The organism is Nocardioides sp. GCM10023255, assembly GCF_042653125.1.
Taxonomy (GTDB): Bacteria; Actinomycetota; Actinomycetes; order Propionibacteriales; family Nocardioidaceae; genus Nocardioides.
Genome location: NZ_JBHSHU010000002.1, coordinates 183,999 through 207,143, shown reverse-complemented (window position 1 = coordinate 207,143; position 23,145 = coordinate 183,999). Strand labels below are relative to the sequence as shown.

Annotated in this window: 17 protein-coding genes; 15 read left to right on the top strand and 2 right to left on the bottom strand. The window is 73.1% G+C overall.

From position 1 onward, the window contains the following. Positions 1–3: 3 nt before the first annotated feature. The gene (locus tag ACFO9I_RS03280; RefSeq protein ID WP_379177753.1) at positions 4–1,353 is read left to right on the top strand and encodes a hypothetical protein; all 1,350 of its coding nucleotides are present in this window, start codon (positions 4–6) and stop codon (positions 1,351–1,353) included. A 12-nt stretch (positions 1,354–1,365) separates the two neighbouring features. Here ACFO9I_RS03280 and pepN read toward each other — a convergent pair whose 3' ends face one another. Next, positions 1,366–3,792 carry an aminopeptidase N gene (gene pepN, locus ACFO9I_RS03275; RefSeq protein ID WP_379177751.1) on the bottom strand — a complete coding sequence of 809 codons (2,427 nt, stop codon included), beginning with the start codon at positions 3,790–3,792 and terminating at the stop codon, positions 1,366–1,368. A gap of 270 nt (positions 3,793–4,062) precedes the next feature. Between pepN and ACFO9I_RS03270 the strand changes: the two genes are divergently transcribed. Genes ACFO9I_RS03270 through ACFO9I_RS03250 form a run of 5 tightly spaced genes read left to right on the top strand, consistent with a single transcriptional unit; the run spans position 4,063 to position 7,589 of the window. Further along, the gene (locus tag ACFO9I_RS03270; RefSeq protein ID WP_379177749.1) at positions 4,063–4,737 is read left to right on the top strand and encodes a 50S ribosomal protein L25/general stress protein Ctc; all 675 of its coding nucleotides are present in this window, start codon (positions 4,063–4,065) and stop codon (positions 4,735–4,737) included. 54 nt (positions 4,738–4,791) lie between these two features. Continuing rightward, positions 4,792–5,385, top strand: a complete 594-nt coding sequence (pth, locus tag ACFO9I_RS03265; RefSeq protein WP_379177747.1) for an aminoacyl-tRNA hydrolase — start codon at positions 4,792–4,794, stop codon at positions 5,383–5,385. Between the two features lie 24 nt (positions 5,386–5,409). Continuing rightward, positions 5,410–6,189, top strand: coding sequence for a 3'(2'),5'-bisphosphate nucleotidase CysQ (locus ACFO9I_RS03260; RefSeq protein ID WP_379177745.1), 780 nt, complete (start codon positions 5,410–5,412; stop codon positions 6,187–6,189). 20 nt (positions 6,190–6,209) lie between these two features. Further along, positions 6,210–6,818: an HAD family hydrolase gene (locus tag ACFO9I_RS03255; RefSeq protein ID WP_379177743.1), complete on the top strand. Its 609-nt coding sequence runs from the start codon at positions 6,210–6,212 to the stop codon at positions 6,816–6,818. 57 nt (positions 6,819–6,875) lie between these two features. Then, positions 6,876–7,589 carry a lytic murein transglycosylase gene (locus ACFO9I_RS03250; protein ID WP_379177741.1) on the top strand — a complete coding sequence of 238 codons (714 nt, stop codon included), beginning with the start codon at positions 6,876–6,878 and terminating at the stop codon, positions 7,587–7,589. A 55-nt stretch (positions 7,590–7,644) separates the two neighbouring features. Here the strand turns inward: ACFO9I_RS03250 and ACFO9I_RS03245 are convergent, their stop codons facing one another. Next, positions 7,645–8,622 (bottom strand): type II CAAX prenyl endopeptidase Rce1 family protein, encoded by a 978-nt coding sequence (locus ACFO9I_RS03245; RefSeq protein ID WP_379177739.1) that lies wholly within the window; start codon positions 8,620–8,622, stop codon positions 7,645–7,647. A 393-nt stretch (positions 8,623–9,015) separates the two neighbouring features. On the opposite strand from ACFO9I_RS03245, the gene ACFO9I_RS03240 reads away from it, so the two are divergent. From ACFO9I_RS03240 to ACFO9I_RS03200, 9 genes are all read left to right on the top strand, one after another. Continuing rightward, positions 9,016–10,455 (top strand): exopolysaccharide biosynthesis polyprenyl glycosylphosphotransferase, encoded by a 1,440-nt coding sequence (locus ACFO9I_RS03240; RefSeq protein WP_379177737.1) that lies wholly within the window; start codon positions 9,016–9,018, stop codon positions 10,453–10,455. Continuing rightward, positions 10,455–10,910 carry a UDP-N-acetylglucosamine--LPS N-acetylglucosamine transferase gene (locus tag ACFO9I_RS03235; RefSeq protein WP_379177735.1) on the top strand — a complete coding sequence of 152 codons (456 nt, stop codon included), beginning with the start codon at positions 10,455–10,457 and terminating at the stop codon, positions 10,908–10,910. The genes ACFO9I_RS03240 and ACFO9I_RS03235 overlap by 1 nt, the downstream gene beginning before the upstream one ends. Next, positions 10,907–11,476 carry a glycosyltransferase gene (locus ACFO9I_RS03230; RefSeq protein WP_379177733.1) on the top strand — a complete coding sequence of 190 codons (570 nt, stop codon included), beginning with the start codon at positions 10,907–10,909 and terminating at the stop codon, positions 11,474–11,476. Before ACFO9I_RS03235 ends, ACFO9I_RS03230 begins: the two co-directional genes overlap by 4 nt. Before the next feature lie 137 nt (positions 11,477–11,613). Next, on the top strand, positions 11,614–16,218 hold the full coding sequence (locus ACFO9I_RS03225) for a PKD domain-containing protein (RefSeq protein ID WP_379177731.1): 4,605 nt from the start codon (positions 11,614–11,616) through the stop codon (positions 16,216–16,218). Between the two features lie 66 nt (positions 16,219–16,284). Further along, a complete protein-coding gene (locus tag ACFO9I_RS03220) occupies positions 16,285–17,844 on the top strand; it encodes a Wzz/FepE/Etk N-terminal domain-containing protein (RefSeq protein ID WP_379177729.1) in 1,560 nt (519 codons plus the stop codon). 20 nt (positions 17,845–17,864) lie between these two features. Then, positions 17,865–19,604, top strand: coding sequence for a sulfotransferase (locus tag ACFO9I_RS03215; protein WP_379177727.1), 1,740 nt, complete (start codon positions 17,865–17,867; stop codon positions 19,602–19,604). 7 nt (positions 19,605–19,611) lie between these two features. Beyond that, positions 19,612–21,069 (top strand): O-antigen ligase family protein, encoded by a 1,458-nt coding sequence (locus tag ACFO9I_RS03210; RefSeq protein WP_379177725.1) that lies wholly within the window; start codon positions 19,612–19,614, stop codon positions 21,067–21,069. Beyond that, positions 21,066–22,274, top strand: a complete 1,209-nt coding sequence (locus ACFO9I_RS03205; protein ID WP_379177723.1) for a hypothetical protein — start codon at positions 21,066–21,068, stop codon at positions 22,272–22,274. Before ACFO9I_RS03210 ends, ACFO9I_RS03205 begins: the two co-directional genes overlap by 4 nt. Next, positions 22,271–23,140, top strand: a complete 870-nt coding sequence (locus ACFO9I_RS03200; protein WP_379177721.1) for a beta-1,6-N-acetylglucosaminyltransferase — start codon at positions 22,271–22,273, stop codon at positions 23,138–23,140. Before ACFO9I_RS03205 ends, ACFO9I_RS03200 begins: the two co-directional genes overlap by 4 nt. Positions 23,141–23,145 lie beyond the last annotated feature (5 nt).

The window sequence follows — 23,145 nt, the reverse complement described above, 5'->3', positions numbered from 1 at the left end:
CACGTGAGGTCCGAGGGCCAAGGCGACGCGGAGGACGCGGACGCCTCGTGGCCGGCCGGCGTCCTGCACGCCCAGCTGCACCGCGCGGCGATGTCCGAGGACGGCTCGCTGCGCGCCATCACCGGCCTGCTGGTGCTGGCCGACGACGCCCCGACGTCGCTGGAGCCCCGGCTGACCCTCGGCGGCAGTCCGCTGGACGTCACCTGGCGCCGACCCTCGCCGCGCACGGCCGGCCGGTTCGCCGGTGTCGCCGGTGCGGATGGTGCGGGCTTCGTGGCGACCGGTCTCGACCCGGCCGGCGGGCCCGTCGAGCTGTCCGTGCACGACGCGTCGACGGGTGAGCGCGTGGTCCTCGCGAGGCGTCGGGTCCGCAGACCCGGAGCCGCGGCCCAGCGGCTGCTGGCCTCGGTGCGTGAGCGGCTCGCGCAGGAGTCCGCCCGGCCGGCCGACGAGCGCGACCCCGCGGCGTACGACGACCTGCGGGCGCTGCTCGACGAGGTGCCTGCCGGTGCCCGGCAGGACCGGTGGCAGCGGCTGGCCCTCGAGGTCGACGGTGTCTTCCTGCAGCGGGCACGCCGCGCGTTCAGGCAGATGCGCGAGCTCTCCGAGGCGCACGTCGCGGAGGGCACCAGCGACGAGTTCGAGGCCTGGTTCACCGGCTACCGCCGGCTGATCCACCCCCGCACCCTGGGCTACTTCGGCTACTGGACCGCCCTCGACTCCCGCGACGAGGCCTGGGTCTGGGACTCGGTCGGCCGGGCGACCCGGGCGGTGGCCGCGCTCGGCCACGAGGCGTTCGTGGTGTCCGGCACCCTGCTCGGCCTGGCCCGCGAGGGCGGGCTGGTGGCGCACGACGCCGACGTGGACATGGCCGTGCTGCTGCACGCCGACTCGCTCGACGGGCTCGCCGTGGAGTGGGCGCAGCTCCGCGGCCGCCTGGAGGAGGCCGGCATCCTCCAGACCGACTACGTCAACACGGGCAAGCGCCTCTACAAGCTGAGCCTGCCGGGCGGCTTCGGCTGCGACCTGTTCCCGGCCTGGGAGATCGACGGCCGGGTCTCGATCTGGCCGCACACCTTCGAGGTCGACCCGACCAGCGTGCTGCCCCTCGGGAGCCGGGAGGTCTGCGGCGTCGAGGTGCGGGTGCCGCGGGTGCCGGAGGACGTGCTGACCTGCAACTACGGCCCGGACTGGCGAACGCCCGACCCGCTCTTCAAGTTCGACTGGGCCGGCGCCAAGGAGCGCTTCGCGGCCTTCATCGCGCACACCGCGCCCGCGACCGGCGACGCGGTCGACGACGACGAGGACGAGACCGACGACCTGGGCGCGCCCGCCCGGGCCGACCTTCCCTAGCGCGCTCCTGGCTCAGCGGCGCAGGTCGTCGAGGTGATCGTTCCAGAGCCGCGCGAGCACGGTCGGGACCTTGCCCGAGCCGAGCGTCTCCGCCAGCCGGTCGCGCTGGGCGGGGGTGACCTCGAGGGACGGGAAGGCCCGGCCCACGACGAGAGAGAACCCCTGGCCCCGACGCTCGGCCACGCCGGGTGCCTCGGCGAGGTAGGCGTCGACGTACGGCGCGCACAGCGCCACCTGCTCGGGGTCCCACAGCCCGTGGAGCAGCGCCTCGAACATCCGGTTCGACACGTCCGGCTCGAGCGCGGCCGCCCAGGCCGCGGCCTTGGCCTCCCCGGTCGGGCGGGCCGCGAGCGCGCGGGCGGCGCCGAGGTCGCCGGCGAGCGAGCCGTCCCGTGCCCGCTCGGCCTCGATCCCCGCGGCGTCGATCGAGCCGAGGGTGCCCAGCCGGGCGACGACCGACCAGCGCAGCGCCGGGTCGAGCTCGACGCCGGCGTCGATGCGTCCCTCGGCCAGCCACGAGGTGAGCCGGTCCGCGTCGCGGGAGGTGGCGGCCAGTCCGCGGGTGAGCGCGATCGACAGCTGGTCGTCGTCGGTGGCGGCCAGGCCGGCGGCGCACGCGGCGGCCACCGCGTCCACCAGGCCGGGCACCTCGGCCGCGGACGCCGCGCGGCCCAGCACCGGGCCCAGCGTCCGGTCCAGCACGGCGGTGGCCAGCGTGGGGTGCCGCTCGCCGGGCAGGTGCCGGGCCACCAGGTCGACGTACGCCGGCAGCGGCAGCACCCCGGTGCGCACGTCGTCGAAGGCCTGCGCCCACAGCACGGTGCGGACGAGGTCGTCGTCGAGGGTGGACAGGTGGTCGCGCACGAACGCCGTCGTGCCGGCGTCGAGCCGCAGCCGCGCGAAGGTCTCGCCGTGGCTGTTCGGCACCACTGCCAGCCCCGCCCACTCCGGCAGCGGCAGCGGCTCGTCCCCCAGGTCGACCAGCGAGCTGCCGGCCTCGGTGCCGTCGGCGTGGAAGGCGCTGACCCGGAAGCGGTGCGGGCGCACCCCCTCGCGGACCAGCACCGGCACCCCGTCGCCGTCGCGCTCGACGGCGACGGTGTCGAAGCCGGGCCGGCGCAGCCAGAGCTCCGCCCACTCGCGCACGTCGCGGTCGGAGGCGGCGTCGAGCGCGCCCACGAGGTCCTCGAGCGTGGCGTTGCCGAAGCGGTGGGCGGTCAGGTGCGCGTTGACGCCGGCCAGGAAGTCCTCGTCCCCGAGCCAGGTCACCAGCTGCCGGAGGCAGGAGTTGCCCTTGGCGTAGGAGATCGCGTCGAAGTTCGTGAACGCGCTGTCCACGTCGGGCACGTCCTCGGGTCGCGGCGCGACCGGGTGGGTGGAGCGGCGCTCGTCGGCGACGTACGCCGCGGGCTTGCGCTGCGACTCGTGCGCCACGAGGGTGCCCGCGAAGCCGGCCCCCGCCTCGGCGACCCGGTAGCCCATGTAGTCGGCGAAGCTCTCGTTGAGCCAGGTGTCCTCCCACCAGCGCATCGTCACGAGGTTGCCGAACCACATGTGCGCCATCTCGTGGGCGATCACCGTGGCCCGCTTCATGCGCTGGTCGTCGGTCACCCGGCCGCGCGGCAGCAGCTCGTCGCGGTAGGTCACGCACCCGGGCGTCTCCATCGCGCCCCAGTTGTGCCCCGGACCGAACAGCTGGTCGTAGGAGTCGAACGGGTAGGGCTCGTCGAACAGCTCGGCGTAGTGGTCGAAGCAGCTCTCGGTGGTGCGCCTGAGCTCCTCGGCGTCGCGGTCCAGCTCCGCCGCGAGCGACTTCCGGGCGTGCCAGCCGAACGGCAGGCTGCGGTCACCGAGGGCGTGCTCCCAGGTGACCGAGTGCCACGGCCCGGCGCACACGACGAACAGGGAGGGACAGATCCGCGGGGTGGTCGCGAACGTCCACCGGCCGCCGTCCCGCGAGGTCACCCGCCCGTTGGCGATCACGGTCCACCGCGGGTCGGCGGTGACGGCCAGCGTGATGGGGGCCTTGACGTCGGGCTGGTCGAAGCAGGGGAAGACCCGCTGCGCGATGTCGAGGGAGAGGTACGCCGACACGTAGCGCTCGCCGTCGGCGGGGTCGGTGGTGGTGTGCATGCCGTCCCCGTCGGTCACGTAGGGCACCCGCGCCTCGACCACGACCTCGGTCGCCCCGGACAGCCCGGTGAGCGCGATCCGGCGCCCGTCGTACGACGGGTCGGGCACCGGCCCGCCATCGACGAGCAGGCGTACGTCGGTGGCGTCGGTGAGCTCCAGGAACGTCTCCGCGGCCGCGGCGTGGAACCGGATCGTGGTCCGGCAGCCGAACGTGGCGTCGTCCCCGGTCAGGTCCAGGTCGATGTCGTAGGCGACGTCGGAGACGACGGCGGCGCGGGCACGGGCTTCGTCGAGGGTGAGGCTCACGCGCTCACCCTGCCACGGTGCCGACCGCGATTCGCGCTCAGCCCGCGTTCGACCTAGACTGCTGCGGTTGCCTCGGCGAGGGAGCGCTCGCGAACCGGACGCTCCGTGATCGACAGGGCCGGCTGGACCACTGGTGCGCCGCGCTGCTCGAGACCGAGTGCGCGGCGTTTTTCATGGCCGGCCACGTGAGCGGCGGGCAGGGGCGCGGCGCGGGGCAGCCACACAGCTTCAGATCCACCCGAATGTTCGCAGGTCACGAGGAGTAGTCGCATGTCTGCCGAGAAGATCACCGCCGAGTCGCGCACCGAGTTCGGCAAGGGCGCCGCCCGCCGCATCCGCCGCGCGGACAAGGTCCCCGCCGTCATCTACGGGCACGGCAACGAGCCGGTGCACATCACCCTGCCGGGCCACGACACCATGCTGGCCCTCAAGCACGGCGGCGCGAACGCGCTGCTGGAGCTCGACCTGGCGGGCGACACCCACCTGGCGCTGACCAAGCAGGTCCAGATCGACCCGATCACCCGCCACATCGAGCACGTCGACTTCGTCGCCGTCCGCCGCGGTGAGAAGGTCACCGTCGAGATCCCGGTGCACCTGAACGGCGAGGCCGCCCGCGACACGCTGGTCGTCACCGAGAACGCCACCGTCCAGGTCGAGGCCGAGGCGACCCACATCCCCGAGTTCATCGAGGTCGACATCGAGGGCGCCGAGGCCGGCACCCAGATCCACGCCTCCGATCTCGACCTGCCGAAGGGCTCGACCCTGCTGCTCGACCCCGAGGCGCTGATCGTCAACATCACCGAGGCGCCCACCGCCGAGATGGTCGAGGCGGAGCTGGAGGAGGCCGAGGCCGAGGCCGGCATCGAGCGCGAGGAGTCCGACGCCGAGGCCGAGGCTGCCGCCGAGGGCGAGTCCGAGGGCGCCGAGGCTGCCACCGAGGAGTGATCCTCACCGTTGTTTCGTAGAAGGGGCCGGGATTCCTCCCAGGATGACACTGCCATGACAGACACCGAGGTGTGGCTCGTCGTGGGTCTGGGGAATCCCGGCCCTTCCTATGCCGGCCACCGGCACAACGTCGGCTACCTCGTCACCGACGAGCTGGCCAGGCGGATGGGCTCTCCCTTCCGCGCCCACAAGTCCGGCCGCGCCGACGTCGTCGAGGGCCGGCTCGGTGCCCCCGGTACGCCGGGGCCGCGCGTGGTGCTCGCCCGCCCGCGCTGCTACATGAACGAGACCGGAGGCCCGGTCAAGGCGCTCGCGACCTTCTACAAGGTGCCGCCGGAGCGGATCGTCGCGATCCACGACGAGCTCGACATCGCCTTCGGGACGCTGCGCACCAAGCTCGGGGGTGGCGACAACGGCCACAACGGGCTGCGCTCGATGCGCTCCTCGCTGGGCACCGGCGACTTCTACCGGGTCCGGGCCGGGATCGGCCGCCCGCCGGGACGCCAGGACGTCGCCGACTTCGTGCTGTCCAACTACTCGACCGTGGAGCGCAAGGAGCTGCCGTTCCAGGTCGACCTGGCCGCGGACGCCGTCGAGTCGCTCATCACCGAGGGCCTCGAGCGCACCCAGCAGCGTTTCAACTCCTAGGCGGGGCATGGCTAGGGTGTCGCCGTGACTTTCGTACCCGGCACCCCGCCCGCCCAGGCCGCCACCGACGACCACGTCCTCGCCACCTGGCTCGCCACCGTCGCCGGTGAGCGCCTGCTGGAGGTGCGCGGGGAGGGCCTCGAGGGCCGCGAGCTCAAGGACGCCGGTGACCGTGCCGCGCACGAGCTGCTCATGGAGCTGCTCGCGGAGCACCGTCCCGGCGACGCCGTGCTCTCCGAGGAGGGCAAGGACGACAAGGCCCGCCTCGAGGCCGGCCGGGTCTGGATCGTCGACCCGCTGGACGGGACGCGGGAGTTCTCCGAGCCACCGCGCGACGACTGGGCCGTCCACGTCGCCCTCTGGGAGGACGGCGAGCTGACCGCCGGCGCCGTCGCCCAGCCGGCGCTGGGGGAGACCTTCAACACCGGGCAGGTGCCGGTGGTGCCGCGGCGCACCTCCGAGCGCCCGCGCATCGCGGTCTCGCGCACCCGCCCGCCCGCCTTCGTGCAGGCCCTGGCCGAGGAGCTCGACGCCGAGCTGGTGCCGATGGGTTCGGCCGGCGTGAAGATGATGTCGGTCGTCCGCGACGTCACCGACGCCTACGTCCACGCCGGTGGCCAGTACGAGTGGGACTCCGCTGCTCCCGTGGCGGTGGCCGCGGCCGCCGGCCTGTTCACCAGCCGGGTCGACGGCACGCCGCTGCGCTACAACCAGGAGGACGTCTACCTCCCGGACCTCATCGTCTGCCGCCCCGAGCTCGCCGAGCAGATCGTCGCGTTCGTCAAGCGGCACGGCACGGACTGAGCGGCGACCGGGGAGCCGCCGTGATCCGGCACGTCCTGCTCGACGCCGACGGGGTGATGCAGCTGCTCCCCGGCGGCTGGGTGAGCGCGATCGAGCGGCACGTCGGCGCCGGTGCCGACGAGTTCTTCCGGGCCGCGAGCGAGGACGAGCTGGCCTGCCTGCGCGGGGAGGGCGACTTCCTCGTGGTGCTCGCCGGCCACCTCGAGGCCCGTGGCGTGACCATGACGGCCGAGGAGCTGCACCGCGCCGTGTGGCGCTCCGTGGAGGTCCACCCCTCGTCGGTGGCGCTCGTCCACGAGCTGCGCGACGCCGGCCTGGGGGTCCACCTCGGCACCAACCAGGAAGGCCACCGCGCGGCGTACATGCGCACCGAGCTCGGCTACGACGACCTGTTCGACGAGTCCTTCTACTCCTGCGAGCTGGGCGCCGCCAAGCCCGAGGCCGCCTTCTTCTGCCGGGTGCTGGACCGGCTGGGCTCGGCGGCACCCGAGGTGCTCTTCGTCGACGACAACGAGCGCAACGTCGACGCCGCCCGCGAGTGCGGGCTGGCCGCGGAGCACTGGCACCTCGACGACGGGTTCGAGGTGCTCCGGGAGCGCCTGGCCGGGCACGGCCTGTCCACCGCCTGACGACCACCCTGCTGGGGCAGTTGGGGCTGGTGGGACGGAACGGGGATACTTCTCCGCGTGCTCCCGCCCCTGCGTGCGATCGCCGTCCTTGCCGGCGCTCTCGGTGCCCTCACCGCGGGAGCCTTCGCGCTCCAGGCGCACGACCGTGAGGACCGGCTGCCCGACGCCGACCTGACCGCCCAGCGCTACGCGGTCCCGCGGCTCGCCGCCGGCGTCCCGCGCGGACCCCGCCTGCAGCGGGTCGCGGCGGCGACGGGGATCCCCGCGCCGGCAGTACGCGCCTACGCGCGCGCCGAGCTGACGGCGCCGCGCGGCTGCGGTGTCGGGTGGACCACGCTGGCCGGGATCGGCTACGTCGAGTCGCACCACGGCACGCTCGGGGGTCGCAGCCTGCTGGCCGACGGCCACTCCTCCTCGCCGATCCTGGGGCCGGCCCTCGACGGACGTGGTGACTTCGCGGCGATCCGCTCGACCCCGACCTCGAGGGCGCTGCACGGCGACCCGGTGTGGGAGCACGCCGTGGGACCCATGCAGTTCCTGCCCGGGACCTGGCGCCTCTACGCGGCCGACGGCGACGGCGACGGGGACGCCGAGGCGCTGGACCTCGACGACGCGGCCGCGACCGCCGCCCGCTACCTCTGCTCCGGTGGCCGGGACCTGCACACGTCGGTCGGCTGGGAGAAGGCCGTGCTGGCCTACAACCACTCCGGCGCGTACGTCGACGACGTGTACGCCGCCGCTTCGTCGTACGCGACCCGCGCCGACAGGTGACCCTTCGCCGGAGCCGGTCCGCCGAGCCGATCCGCAGTGCTGCCCGGGCACCCTCTCACTCGAGGGACAGACCGCGCACATCCCCCCAGCCTGTCCGGTTGGCGTAGGGGACCAGCACCGCAGCCAGGACGAGGAAGGGGACGGCGAGGTCCAGCTCGCTCACGGCTGCGCTCTGCCACGTGGTCCCGTCCACGAGGCCGCCCACCCGGGCCACGTCGTTGGACAGGCCGTGCATGGCGACGGCCAGGAGCGTGGCCCGTCCGGCGCGGGCCCAGAAGAACGTGATGACGACGGAGATCGCGACGATCTTGGTCGTGAAGGCGCCGAGGTAGGCGAGCGCTCCCCAGAGCCCGTACTCGATGAAGGCGTCGAACTTGACCGGGAAGTGCCACGACGCCCACGCCAGGCCGACCAGGACCGAGGCGGCCAACGGCCCCCGGGTGCGGAGCAGGACCGGCAGTGCGTAGCCGCGCCATCCGTTCTCCTCCAGGAGGGCTCCGGCGTCGAGGAACATCGCGACCGGCAGCAGCGCCAGCATGCTCCAGGAGAGGTGCCAGCTGAAGTCCTGCGGCACGAGGGCGCGGTGCAGCAGGCCGCTCGCCACGTTGCAGAGGCAGAAGACCACGAGCACCGTCACCCAGAGCCGGATGCCTCGTCGCGCCCCGACCTCCGCCGACCACGGTCGGAACAGCCTGCGGACCGCACGCAGAAGCCGACGCCCACCCCGCAGGCGCGCGACGCCCAGCACGGCGAGATCCGGCGCCGCGACCTGACCGAGAGCCAGGGCGACTCCCAGGAGAGCGGCCGGGTAGGCCACCACCACGCGTGCAGCGGTGAGGAGGTCGGAGCCGAAGTCGAGCCCGGCCTCCGACAGCCCGGTGTCGATGGCGGACTCCGCGCCGCTGAGGAGGAACATCGCGCCCAGGAACACCTCGAGCGCGACGGCGATCAACCAGAACGTCAGGACCGGTGACCGCGGCAGGTCATCGCCCGGATGCTCTGCCGGGGCGGCGACCGGTCCGGTGAGACTCACGTCTCGACACTCGTCCCGTCGTGGCGGGATGTCCATCAGGCAGGACCCCGGTGCGACCCCGACTCCCCGCCCCGGACACCTGCTCATCGAGGGGAGGCGTACCCAATTCGGGGGACACGCCCCGACGCCGGGCGGCGGCCGCATCCGCCGGCCGTTACCAATGGCTTGGTCGGCCTGCACGAGGAGCCACGGCCGGTGACCCAGGACCCCAGTGATCATGGGGAATCTCCCGTGCCATGGAGGGGTCCCCAATATCAACGAAAACCCCGTCGTGGAACTACGCGTCGGTCCCCGCGCGGAGCACGCTGTCGACACGTTCAGACCGCAGCAGAGCCCTCTTTCCCCGGGCTCCTCGGTCGATCCGTGACGGACCTACTGGTGGGTGGCTCAGACGTGACGCTCAATGCATTCCTCGACGCTCGGGAGGAGTCGGCCCGCACCGACGAGGAGCGCCGCGGCTCCTTGCAGCACACCGGCCGCTCCCGCCGGGAGGGCGTGGCAGTGCAGGCCGTCCACCTCCTGGCCCGGGTGGTGGCGCCGTTGCTGGCCGGGATCGTGGCCGCGGCCGCCGTCGACGCGGGGATGGTGGTGACCGCCGTGGTGCTGGGTTCCTGGGCCGCGGTGCAGCTGCAGGCACAGGTGGGTGGGCTCCACGCCCCCACCGACCTCACGAACGCCACCCGGCACATGGCCGTGCCGTTCGTGCTCGTCGCGCTCGGCGTCGCAGCCGGCACGCTCCCCGAGCACGCGCTGGCCAAGGCCCTCCTGATCGCCGTCTCCGCGACCGCGCTCCTGTTCCTGGCCTCGCTGGTGCTGCAGCACCGGCGTCGCCCCAGCCGGGTCGTGGTCGTCGGAGACGGACCAGGCGTCGGCCAGTCGGTGGCCCGGTTCGCCCAGTCCGACGGCGTCGACATCGTGCACGCCGCGGTGCTCGGCGGCCGGCTGGACGGCGCCGACGTCCAGTTCGTGCGCGAGACCTTCGGGCTCTCCGCCAGCCAGGGCCTGGACGACATCGCCGAGCGGGTCGAGTGGCTGGGGGCCGACACCGTCGTCGTGCTGCCGTCGGCCGCGGTCGGCTCCGCCGACATCCGCCGCCTCTGCTGGGCCCTCGAGGGCACCGGGACGCGGCTGGCCGTGCACACCGACCTGACCAGCGTGGCGCGGCACCGGATCACCGTGTCCAGCCTGGGCGACTGCATGCTGACCGAGATCCGGCCCAGCCGGGCCCCGATCCACGTGCGCAGCCTGAAGTTCCTCTTCGACCGGGTCGTCGCCGCCGTCCTGCTGGTCCTGCTCGCGCCGCTGCTCGCGCTGCTCGTGCTCGCCATCCGCCTCGACTCGCGCGGCCCGGGGTTCTTCACCCAGGTCCGGGTCGGGCAGGGCGGCCGGCTGTTCAAGGTCTGGAAGCTGCGCACCATGTGCACCGAGGCCGAGGTGCTCAAGTCGGACCTCGGAGAGCAGGACGAGGGCAACGGCGTGCTGTTCAAGGTGCACCGGGACCCGCGGATCACGCGTCTGGGCCGGGTGCTGCGCAAGACCTCCCTCGACGAGCTGCCGCAGCTGATCAACGTGGTCAAGGGCGAGATGTCCCTGGTCGGCCCGCGCCCGGCGCTGCCGCGCGAGGTCGAGCAGTACGACGAGATCGCCCGGCGCCGCCTCGCGGTCCGCCCCGGCATCACCGGCCTGTGGCAGGTCAGCGGTCGCTCGGACCTCGACTGGGACAAGACGGTCGCCCTCGACGTGCACTACACCGACAACATCACGATCGTCGACGACCTGCGGATCTGCCTGCGCACCGTCCGGGCGGTCACCAGCGGCAAGGGAGCCTACTGATGGGGCAGCCGGTCCTGATGGTCAGCACCCAGGGCGGGCACCTGACCCAGCTGCTCGTCCTCGACTCGTGGTGGCGGCACCGCGACCGGCTCTGGGTCTGCCCGGACACGCCCGACGTCGTCGACCGGCTGAGCGGCGAGCGCGTGGTCACGTCGTACTCGCCGACGACCCGCAACCTGCCGAACGCCCTGCGCAACCTCGTGCTCGCGCTGCGGGTGCTGCGCCGCGAACGGCCCGAGATGGTGATCAGCGCCGGGGCCGGGGTCGCGTTCCCGTTCTTCCTGGTCGCCTGGGTGATGCGGATCCCGACGGTGTTCATCGAGGTCTACGACCGCGTGGACTCGCCGACGATGACGGGGCGCCTGTGCGGCCCGTTCACGACCCGGCGCATCGTGCAGTGGGACCAGCAGCTCGACTTCTACCCGGACGCCCATGTGGTGGGGCCGCTGCTGTGAGCAGCCTCGTGGTGGTGATGGTGGGCACCGACCACCATCGCTTCGACCGCCTCGTCGACTGGGTCGACGAGGCAGCCAGGCGGCGCCCGGACGTCCGCTTCGTCGTCCAGCACGGCGCGAGCCGGGCTCCGTCGGTGGCGGAGGGCCACGAGTTCCTGGGGCACCAGAAGCTCCTCGAGCTGCTCGCGGGCGCCGCGGCCGCGGTCTGCCACGGCGGGCCGGGCACCATCATGGACGCCCGTAGCGCCGGCCACGTGCCGCTGTGCGTGCCCCGGGACCCGGCGCGCGGCGAGCACGTCGACGGACACCAGCAGCGTTTCGCGGCGCTGGCCGAGCAGGCCGGGGTGGTGACGCGCATCAGCTCCCTGGAGCAGCTGGAGTCCGTCCTCGACGAGCTCCTCGCCGTCGACGACGCGACCCGCCCGCGGACCCTGCCGACCAGCCCGGCCACGGAGGCCGCGCGCGCCCGGCTCGCGCGCGAGCTCGACGAGCTGGTGGCGCCGCGGCCCGCCGGGTCGTGGTGGGGCCGCTGGGCACGGCCGTCCGGCCGCCCCTTCCACGGATGACCCGAAGCGGCCGCAGGACGGTGCCCAATTTTGGGGGAGGTCCCTCAGTGCTGGGGTCTCGCGGGGCCGCCCGGTGCCAGCATCGCAAGCGGCTCCGGCTGGGGCCCCCGTCGTCTACTCCGGGTTTGGGGATCATTGTGTCGAACACCTTCACAGCGCTCGGGCTGCGGCGTCGCCGCGCCCTGTCCGTCCTGGTCAGCCTCGCGGTCAGCGTGCTGGCCAGCCTCACGATGGTCGCGGGGACGACCTCGACGGCGAACGCTGCGGGCGAGACGCTCAGCCAGGTGGCTGCGGTGAGCACCCAGGGCAACCGGGCCAGCCACCGGGTGACCATCCCGAGCAGCGTGCGGGCCGGCGACAGCCTCGTCGTCTTCCTGACCTGGAACTCCGCCACGACGGCCACCGGCCCCGGGGCCGGGTGGACCCAGTTGCAGACGTGGGCGGGCACCAAGTTCAGCGGCCGGGCGTGGACCCGGGTCGCGACCAGCTCGGACCCCGGGGCGACCGTCACGGTCACGACCAGCGCCTCGGCGAAGTCCGTGATGACGCTGTCGGCCTACCGCAGCTCGGGCGGACGCGCGGAGGCGACCGCCTCGGCCGTCGCCGGCTCCAACACCTCCAGCACCAGCCACACCACGCCGACGGTGCCGGTCACGGGCGACACCTCGTGGCTGGTCAACGCCTGGGGCGAGAAGTCGGGCTCGGCCACGACCTGGACGCTGCCGGCGGGCACGACCTCGCGCAGCACGGCCACCACGACCGGCACCGGCAAGGTGAGCATGGTCGTCGGCGACTCCAACGGCGCCGTGCCCGCGGGCACCGCCGCCGGGCGGACGGCCACGACCAGCACGTCGGTCGGTCGCGACGTGCGCTTCTCCGTCGTGGTGACCCCGGGCACCGCCGGGTCGAACACGCCACCCACCGCGTCGTTCACGGCCGCCTGCGCACTGCTGGTCTGCGGCTTCGACGCCAGCGGCTCGAGCGACGCCGACAACAACACCCTCACCTACGGCTGGGACTTCGGGGACGGCCAGACCGGCACCGGCGTCTCGCCCTCCCACACCTACGCGAGCGCGGGCACCCGGACGGTGACGCTGACCGTCAGCGACGGCACGGACACCGACGTGACGACCCGCTCGGTCACGACGTCCACGCAGAGCCCGGGCACCCAGCCCAGGCCCAACCACACGACGCTGGTCCCCGAGACCCCGAACACCACGATGCCGCGGATCAGCAGCGGTGAGATCTGGGACATCGAGGTCGTGGGCAACCGCGCCTTCGTCGCCGGTGGCTTCACGTCGCTGCAGAACCGCACGAGCACGAACACGAACACCGTCAACCAGGCCTACCTCGCGGCGTACAACCTGAACACCGGCCTGATCGACACGACGTTCCGGCCCACCTTCGACGGCGGCGTCAACGCCGTGGAGGCCTCGCCGGACGGCACCAAGCTGTACGTCGGCGGCACGTTCAACACCGTCAACGGCGTCACCAAGCGCAAGATCGCGTCCCTGAACCTCACCACGGGCGCCCCGGTGGCCGGTTTCACCGCCAACGCCGGCGCGCTGGTGAACTCGCTGGCCGCCAGCAACACCACGCTCTACGCGGGCGGCCGGTTCACCACGATCAACGGGCAGACCATGGTCGGCCTGGCCGCCGTGAACGGCGCCACCGGGGCCCTGGACCTCGGCTTCGACAACCAGCTCTCCGGCGGCATCGGCACCAACGGCACGCTGACCGTGCAGCAGCTCAAGCTCACCCACGACGGCTCCAAGCTGCTGGTGGTGCACACCGCGCGCAAGATCGACGGCCAGGACCGCTACGGCGTCGGCCTGATCGACACCGCGACCAAGCAGCTGCTGCCCTGGCGCACGCGGCTGTGGGAGGACAACCTCCAGTACGTCGGCGGCATCCAGCGCATCTACGGCGGCGACATCGCCCCGGACGACTCCTACTTCGTCGTCTCGAGCGGATCTGGCGGTGACCGGCCGCCGATCAACGACACCGCGGTCGCGTTCTCCATCAACGGTGGCGACAACATGCAGCCGCGCTGGATCTCGCGCGCGTTCGACAGCGTGTACTCGGTGGCGATCACCGAGAAGGCGGTCTACATCGGCGGCCACTTCCAGTGGAACGAGTCGCCGACCGCTCCCGACCCGTGGCCGGGCCTGGACAACGTCGGCTACGGCACCGGCCAGGGGCTGGCGGCGTACGCCCTCGGCGACGCGGTCGTCCGCCGCGACCACCTCGGCGCCCTCGACCCGGCGACCGGCAAGGCGCTCGAGTGGCACCCCGGCTCCAACTCCTACGAGGGGAACAAGGCCCTCGAGGCCACCTCGCGCGGCCTGCTGAGCGGCGGCGACGCCGGGATCCAGGGTGGCGCGAGCGTGGGCCGGGTCGCCTTCTTCGACCTCAACCAGCTGCCCGCCGCCAGCAACCCGGACACGACCATCACCACCCCGATCCAGGGGCGGGTCGTCCCGACCGGGCAGCAGTTCGTGGTCGAGGGGGCGGCGACGTCCACCGGCACCATCGCCCGGGTGCAGGTGGAGGTCCAGAGCGGCAGCCAGTACCTCCAGGACAACCTGACCACCTGGAGCTCCACCTTCAACACCATCGACGCGCCGCTGGGCACGCGGTCGGGCAACAGCACCCCGTGGTCGCTGCCGCTCACCGTGGCGACCGCTCGTGAGATGACGGTCCGGGCCCGCGCGGTCACCACGGGTGGCACCCAGGACCCGGTGAAGGCGACCAAGAAGATCGAGTCGTTCAGCTTCGACGACCTGCCGCCCAACACCAACATCACCGGTCCCGGCGGGACGCTGCAGACCTCGACGTCGTTCGTGCTGCGTGGCAGTGCCACGGACGACAAGGGCGTCGACTCGGTCTCGCTGTACGTCCGCGACGCCAACGACCAGTACCTCACCGCCAACGGCGACCTCTCCTCGGACTACACGACCTTCCGGATCGACGTGGACAACCCCGGGGCGGTCAGCACGACCTGGCAGTACGAGCTCAACCTGCCTCACGAGGGCGACTGGAAGATCGGCGCGATGGCCCGCGACAACGGCGGGCAGAACGACACCCGGTGGGCGGTGGCCAGCTACACGGTCTCCTCGACCGGCAAGGCGCCGACCGTGACGATCGCACAGCCGGTGTCGGTCACCCCGCCGACCACGTCGCCGACGCTGACCATGACGCCGGGTGGCCGGGTCACGTTCACCGGCACCGCCACCGACGACGAGGCGCTGGCCACCGTCGAGGTGAGCCTGCGCAACAGCACGACGCGCGAGAACCTCGCCTCCGACGGCACCTGGGGCTCCGACGTGATCGCGGGCTGGTACAAGATCTCGCCGGCCAACCTGAGCGCGGCCTCCTACAACTGGAGCTACACGATGCCGGCCGACCTGGTGCCCGGCACCTACACCTTCCAGGTGCGGGCCACGGACAAGCTCGACCTGACGACGTCGTCGAGTCTCCAGGGCCGGATCACCATCAACGTGGCCGTGCCCGGTGACGCCGCCCCGAACGGGCTGCTCGACACGACCGGCACTGTCACCTCGGGCGTCCGGCACCTCGACCTCACCGGGACCGCGACGGACGACAAGGGCGTCAAGGCCGTGCGGGTGGCCGTCTACGAGAACGACAGCGACCTCTACCTGAAGGCGGACGGCACGCTCGCGCCGGGCTTCCGGACGATCAACGCGACCCTGGCCTCGCCGAACGCGACGAGCACCACCTGGACGCTTCCGCTGGACCTGCCCGCCAACGGCAGCTACGGCATCACGGCGTACGCCGTGGACACCGCCGACCAGCTCGACCCGTCGACCACGGGCGCGACCGCGCTCTACAACGTCTACCCGGGTGACGCGGCACCGGCGCTGCTGCCGAACCTGTCGTCGCCCACCGAGGGCACGGCCTTCACCGACTCCCGGATCTTCGTGAGCGGCCGGGCCGAGGACGACCTGTCCATCGCCAGGGTCGAGGTGTCGATCGTGAACTCTGCCGGGCAGTTCATGAGCAGCAACGGCACCTTCAGCACCACCGAGCGCTACATCGCGGCGTTCCTCAACAGCCCGGGCTCACCCGGCTCGAACTACTCCTACACGACGCCGATCATCCCGGACGGGGCCTACAAGGTCCGGGTCCGGCCAGTGGACAACCACGGGCAGTACCCGACTCCGTCGGAGGTCAACGTCACCGTCTCCTCGCCCGCCGGCAACAACCCGCCGGTGGCCGCCGCGACGGTCAGCTGCACCCAGAACGTCTGCACCTTCGACGGCCGGGGCAGCACCGACGAGAACAAGCCGACGCTGACCTACTCCTGGGCTTTCGGGAACGGGCGGACCGGCACCGGCGCGCTGCCGACGTTCACCTACACCGGTGCGGGCACGTTCACCCCGACCCTGACGGTGCGGGACGAGTACGGCCTCACCTCGACGGTGACCATGGCACCGCTGACCATCACCGAGCCGTCCGGCAACACCGCGCCGACCGCGGTGATCTCGCCGCCCACGTGCGTCGGCCTGGTCTGCAACTTCAGCGGCGCCACGTCCACCGACCCGAACACCGGCGACGCGATCACCTACCTGTGGAGCTTCGGCGACGGCGGGGCCACGAGCACCGCGGCCAGCCCGTCGAAGACCTACGCGGCCGGTGGCACCTACACCGTGACGCTCACGGTGACCGACGGCTGGGGCAGGTCCTCGACCGTGACGCGGTCGGTGACGGTCTCGCCATGAGCTCCTGGAGCGCGGTCGACACGACGGCCGCCACCACACCATCAGTAACGAGGGGGAACGCCCACCATGGTTGAACCGACAGCTGCCTACGCACGAGATCTCGGGGACTACGTGGCGCTGGTGCGTCGTCGCTGGACCTGGGTCGTGGGCTGCGTGCTCGCGGGCCTGGCCCTGGCCTCCCTCTACCTGGCCACCGCCTCGGCGACGTACGTGTCGACGGCGAAGGTGCTGGTGGAGGACACCGGCCCCGCCGCGACCGCGGAGGGCGCCCGGACCAACGACAGCATCAACCTCGACACCGAGGCGCAGCTGGTGAAGTCCGAGACGGTCGCTTCGCGAGCCAAGGACATGCTCAACACCGAGCTGTCGCCGGTGGCGCTGTCGCGCCACGTCGGCGTCACCGTGCCGGCGAACACCACGATCATGTCGATCTCCTTCACCGGCCCGACGGCCGCCGAGGCGCAGCGGGGGGCGGAGACCTTCGCCGAGGCCTACCTCGCCGAGCGGCAGGAGTCGGCGCAGAACAAGATCGACGCGCACGTCGACCGGCTCAACGCGCAGATCGAGAAGACCACCCAGAGCATCCAGGACACCAACGTGGCCCTGGGCAAGCTGATCGGGGCCAAGGAGACCTCGGACCGCGCCTTCCTGCTGGCCCGGCGGGCCACGCTCAGCAACCAGCTGACGTCGTACAACGCCGAGCTGGCGCCGCTGGTCGGCACCGAGGTCGACGCCGGCAAGGTGATCGTCGACGCCCAGAAGCCCGGCCGCCCGACCGACCCGAACGCCATGCTCATCCTGCCCGCCGGCCTGATGGCGGGGCTGCTGGCCGGGCTGGCCCTGGCCGTGTGGCGGGAGCGCCGCGACAAGCGCCTGCACAACGGCGCCGAGGTCGAGCGGCTCTTCGGCCTCGCACCGCTCTCGACGCTCGTGGCGGAGGGTCGGGGCGGCGAGGCCCGCATCGACCACGACGTGCGGGCGCTCTACCACTCGCTGCGGGCCAACGGCCCGGAGGGACGAGAGGTGGCGCTGCTCGTCGGGCCCGACGACCCGGAGACCGCGGAGCGGCTGGCCTACTCGCTGGCGGTCGTCGCGGCCCGGTCGGGGGCGCCGACGGCCTACGTCACCCGCCCGCACTCGCCCGTCGTGCTCGACCGGCGCCGGGCGACCGCGAGCAAGACCGGCACGCTGCGGCTCCCCGACTACGAGGAGCTCGGCATCGTCGTCGACGGCGAGTTCCACTCGGCGAACCTGCGCGAGCAGCTGGCCGAGCTGGGCACCAAGCGCGACTTCGTGATCCTCGGCCTGCCCAACGACGACCCGGGTCTGGACGTGCCGATCCTCGGCCGGTACGTCGACGTCGCGGTCGTGGTGGTCCGCCTCGGCGTCACCCGGCGCGACACCCTGGGCGCGGTCCTCGCCGACCTGACGAGGTCGGGCGTGGACCAGGTCTCCCTCGTCACCGTCGACCTGGGCCGCCGCCGGATGCGGCGCGGTGCCGTGTCCGCCGACGAGGTGTTCGTCGACCCCTCCGAGCGCGCACGCGCGCTGGCCGCGCAGGACGAGGACGACGGCGAGCAGGGTGCCGGTCGCCAGCGGTCCCTCCGGGCCCGACGGCAACGATGAGTGCCGGAGGAGGGCCGGCGGTGGACTCGGGGCGACTGGTGTTCGTCGCCGGGCTCCACCGCAGCGGCACGACCCCCCTCGCGCGGCTGCTCTCCGCGCACCCGGAGATCAGCGGCTTCCACGACACCGGTGTGAAGGAGGACGAGGGGCAGCACCTGCAGCAGGTCTACCCGGCCGCCCGCCAGTACGGCGGCGCCGGCCGGTTCGCCTTCGACCCGCGCTCGCACCTGACCGAGGACTCGCCCCTGGCCACCCCGGAGAACGCCCGGCTGCTGCTGGCGCAGTGGTCCCCGCACTGGGACCTCGACCGGCGCCTGCTGCTGGAGAAGTCACCGCCGAACCTGGTGATGACCCGCTTCCTGCAGGCGCTCTACCCCGAGGCCCGCTTCGTGGTCGTGGTCCGGCACCCCGTCGTGGTCGCCCTGTCCACCCGCAAGTGGTCCGGCCCGACGCACGGCCTGGACGACCTGCTCCGGCACTGGGTCCGGGCGCACGACACGTTCCTCGCCGACCTCGGCCACCTCAAGCACGTGCACGTCGTGCGCTACGAGGAGCTCGTCGCGGACCCGGCGACCACGCTGGCGGGGGTGGCCGACTTCCTGGGACTCGCACAGCCGATCGATGCGGGATCGCTCGACGGTCGGCGCAGCGACGGCTACCTGCGGACCTGGACCGAGCTCACCGGCTCCCGGTCCCCGATCACCCGCCGCCGGGTCGACCGGTTGCGGCGCCGGTACGCCGCGGACGTGGCCAGGTTCGGCTACGACTTCGACGACCTGACGCAGCTCGGTGCGTTCCCGGACCCGCACGGCGGCGTCGGGGCCGACCCCGCGGGGCGGCTGCAGGTGCTCTACGTCGGGGGCATGCCGCGCAGCGGGTCGACGCTCACCGACCTGATGCTGCACCAGCTCCCCGGCCACGTCGGTGTGGGCGAGCTGTTCTACCTGTGGCGCAACGGCCTGGCGCACGACGGGTTGTGCGCCTGCTCGCAGCCGTTCTCCGGCTGCCCGTTCTGGTCCGAGGTGGGCCGGGTCGCGTTCGGCGGCTGGGAGTCCGTCGACGCCGAGCACGTGATGCGGCTGCAGGAGCAGGTCGACCGCACCTCGCGGATCCCGTGGCTGCTCTCGCCGTGGCGCCCGAGGGTCTTCGCCGCCGAGCTCGAGGAGTACGCCGGGATCCTGCGTCGTCTCTACGCCGCCATCGTGACGGTGTCCGGCCAGCAGGTGGTCGTCGACTCCTCGAAGCGTCCGTCGCTGGCCTACGTCCTGCGCTCCATGCCCGACGTGGACCTCGCGGTCGCCCACGTGGTGCGCGACCCACGGGGAGTGGCATTCTCGTTCGCCAAGCACGTGGCCCTGCCCGCGGGAGCCGCACTGCGCTCGGAGATGCCGCGCAGCACCACCCGCAAGGTCAGCCGCCGCTGGGTCTCCGTCAACGCGCTGATCGCGGGGCTGCGCCGGGTCGGCGTTCCGGTGGTGCGCGTGCGCTACGAGGACCTGGTCGCGGCGCCGGACCGAGAGCTGCGCCGGGTGCTGGCCCTCACCGGGCAGGACGCCCCCGAAAGCACGTTCGACTACGTCACCCCCGAGGGCATCACGGTGCCCCGGACCCACGTGGTCGCGGGCGGACGGATCCGGCTCGCCAGCGGCACCATGCCACTGCGGCTGGACGAGCAGTGGCAGCGCGACATGCCGTCCCGGTCACGTCGCCTGGTCGAGGTCATGACCGCCCCGGTGCGGTGGAAGTACGGCTACTCGTGAGCCGGCCATGACGATCCTCCAGCTGCGCGGCAGACGACCGCAGGCCCAGGCGTGGGTCCGCGACCCGCTGGCGTCCGACGTGGACAACCGGCTGGTCGTCCGGGCGCCGGCCGAGCCGCCGAAGAGCCGCGCGTCGACGCGGACCTGGCCGGTCCAGCGGCGCGTGCGCAGGCTGCCGGTGGGCTGGCCGATCGCCGCCGCCGTGGCCGGCTGGCCGGTCTGGTGGGCGCTCGGCGTCACCAACCTCGTCTTCCCGGTGGCCGCCGTGCCGCTGGTCTGGCAGATGACGCGGCGGGGGCGGGTCCGGGTCCCCCCGTTCTTCTGGGTGTGGATGCTGTTCCTGGTGCTGGTTCTCGTCAGCGGGCTGACGATCGACGTCGACATGGCCGGCGCGGCCACGTCCGCGGGGTCGGGCCGCTACTTCTCCTTCGGCTTCCGCTGGCTCAACTACGTCGCGGTCACGGTGATGCTGCTCTACCTGGGCAACACCACCGAGCAGGAGCTGCCCCGGCGCCGGGTCATCTACTGGTTCAGCGCGCTTGCGATGTCGTGCATCGTGCTCGGCACGCTCTCCATCGCCGCCCCGGGCTTCGGCTTCACCACCCCGGCCTCCCACGTGCTCCCCGGTGCCGTGATGGACGAGGGCTCCGCGGTCGTGAAGCTCTCCCAGCTGCAGCCGGTCCTCGGCGACGCCTCGCCGCGACCGTCGGCGCCGTTCCCGTTCACCAACGCCTGGGGCAACAACCTCTCGCTGCTGCTGGTGTGGCTCGTGGTGGGGCTGGGCGTCCTCGGCGGCAAGCCGCGGCGTCTGCTGCTGTACGGCGTGCTGGCGCTCGCCGCGGTCCCGATCATCTACTCGCTCAACCGCGGCATGTGGCTCGGCATCGGCGTGGCCCTGGTCGTCGTGGCCGTCCGGCTCGGCCTGCACGGCCGGGTCAAGATCCTCGCCGGGCTGGTGCTCGCGCTGACCCTCGGGGCGTTCGCCTTCGCCGGGTCGCCGCTCGAGTCGATGGTGAACGCGCGCTTCGAGACCGGGCACAGCAACGAGATCCGGGCCTCCCTGCTCCAGACCTCCATCGACGCCGCCTCGCAGTCACCCCTGGTCGGCTTCGGCAGCACCCGCAAGACGCTGGGGAGCGACGAGTCGATCGCCATCGGGCCGTCGCCGGCGTGCCCGCGGTGCGGGGCGCGCAACATCGGCAGCACCGGCCAGCTCACCCTGCTGCTCGTCTCCCAGGGCTTCCTCGGGGTGCTGCTGTACGCCGGCTTCCTGGTGCTGTGCATCGGGCGCTACCTGCGGGACCACTCCGCCCTCGGCATAGCGGGCACGCTGGTGGTCCTCATGGAGCTGGTGTACGCCGGCTTCTACTCGGCGCTGACGATGCCGCTGGCCATCGCCTTCCTCTCCATCGGCCTGCTGTGGCGCAACGACGAGCTGCGCCGGGCCGCGAGGCGGCAGTCATGAGGGCGCCGACGCAGGGTCGCACCGACCGCGGCACCGCGGCGGTGGAGCTCCTCGGCGCGCTCTACCCCCCGCCGCTGCGGGTCCGGGTCGCGGTCGCGGGCGGCGACGACGTACGCGCCGCCTGGACGGCGGTCCCGTCGACGTCGAGCCCCCGGCTGCTGCTGCCGGCGGTGGGCGGGGCGGCCGCGAGCCGCGCCGTGCGCCGCCAGCTGACCGGGCACCGGATGCGCACCCGCGTGGCCCGGACCGGGCTGTCGCTCGCGGCGGGGTCCGGCGCGCTCGCGCGGGTGCCGCAGCTGCGGGTCGTGGTCGAGGGGCCCGCCGATGCCCCCAGCATCGAGGACCCGTTGCGGGCGGCGCTGGGCGTCGAGGAGTTGCGGCTGACGATGCCCATCGGCCCGGCGCGCTCCAACCGCAAGCCGGTGCTGCAGGTGACCGACACTGCCGGCGACGTGCTCGCCTTCGCGAAGGTGGGCCACAACCCGCTCACCCGGCTGCTGGTGCAGCAGGAGGGCGTCACGCTGGGCTGCCTGGCGCGGGTGCCGCTGCAGGTCGTGCGGACACCTCGGGTCCTCGCGACCGAGACGTGGGCCGGGTTCGAGGTGCTCGTGCTCGAGCCGCTCGACGTGCCGGCGCGTCGGCTGACCGGTGACCCGGGCCGGCGGCGCCTCGTGGAGGTGGTGCGCGAGGTCGCGGCCATAGGCGGCCGCACCCTCGTCGACTGGCGGACACACCCCTACCGGACCGAGCTGCTCGCCCGGATCGAGCGGTGCGGCGACCTCGCCGTACCCCTGCGGCGGGAGCTGGAGCGGACGGTGGCGCGGCTGCCGGTGGCGACCGGCTGCTGGCACGGCGACCTCAACTCCGGCAACGTGGCGCTGCTGCCGGGGGAGTGCCCGGTGTGGGACTGGGAGCGCTTCGAGACCGGGGTCCCCGTGGGCTTCGACCTGCTGCACCACGACCTGCACGAGGCGATCACCGTGCACGGTGTCGCGCCCGAGGACGCGGCCCGGCGCCTGGTGGGGACGGCCGCCCGGACGCTGGCACCGCTGGGCGTGCTGCCGGCGACCGCGGACGCCGTCGCGCGCGCCTACCTCGTCACCCTCGCCTGCCGCTACCTCGTCGACAACCAGTCCGCGGCCGGCGCGAGTCTGGGCCGGGTGCAGGAGTGGCTGCTGCCGACGCTGGAGGAGGTGCGGCCGTGACGGCGGGACCGGTGGTCGTCGCAGTGCTCTCGCACCGCGACCCGCGGCTGCTCCAGCGCCTGGTCGCCCGGATCCTCGAGGGCGACCGGACCGTCGCGCTGGTCCACCACGACCCGCGCGGGGAGCCGCACGGGCTGGTGCCGCACGACCGGCTGGTGCTGGTGCCGGACGCGGGCCCCTGCGACTGGGGCCGGATGAACCTCGCCGAGGCGATGCTGCGCTGCCTGCGCGCCGGACTGGACGCGGTACCCGAGCTCGAGTGGCTGCTGCTGGTCTCCGGCCAGGACTACCCGGCGCAGCACCTGCGGCGCACGGAGGCGGACCTGGCGGGCCAGGACGCCGACGCCCTGCTGCGCTGGTTCCCCGTGCCCGAGGACCCGAGCGGCGACGTGCACCCGTGGCAGGCGCGGTGCCGCCGCCGCTACCTGCACCGGATGCGGATCCCCGGCGACCGCCGGTCGGTCCCGTTCCCGCGCCGGCACCCGTTCCGGCAGGGGACCGGGCTGTACGTCGGCGACATGTGGGCCAACCTGCGCGCCCCGGCGGTGCACCACGTGCTGGAGCAGCGCGAGCGGCTGGGCCGCGTCGAGTCGTACCTCTCGCGCTGCTCGGTGCCCGACGAGGCGCTGCTGCCCACGCTGCTGCTCAACGACGCCGACCACCTGCGCGTCCTCCCCGAGCGCCGCCGCTACATCCGGTGGGTCGAGGGGCGGCCGAACCCGGAGCTGCTGACCCTCGACGACGTGGCGGCCATGGAGGGCTCCGGTGACTGGTTCGCGCGCAAGGTGGACAGCGTGCGCACGCCCGAGGTCCTCGACCTCCTGGACGAGAAGGCACGGGACGATGCCGGGCGGACGGCGCGGTGAGGGGC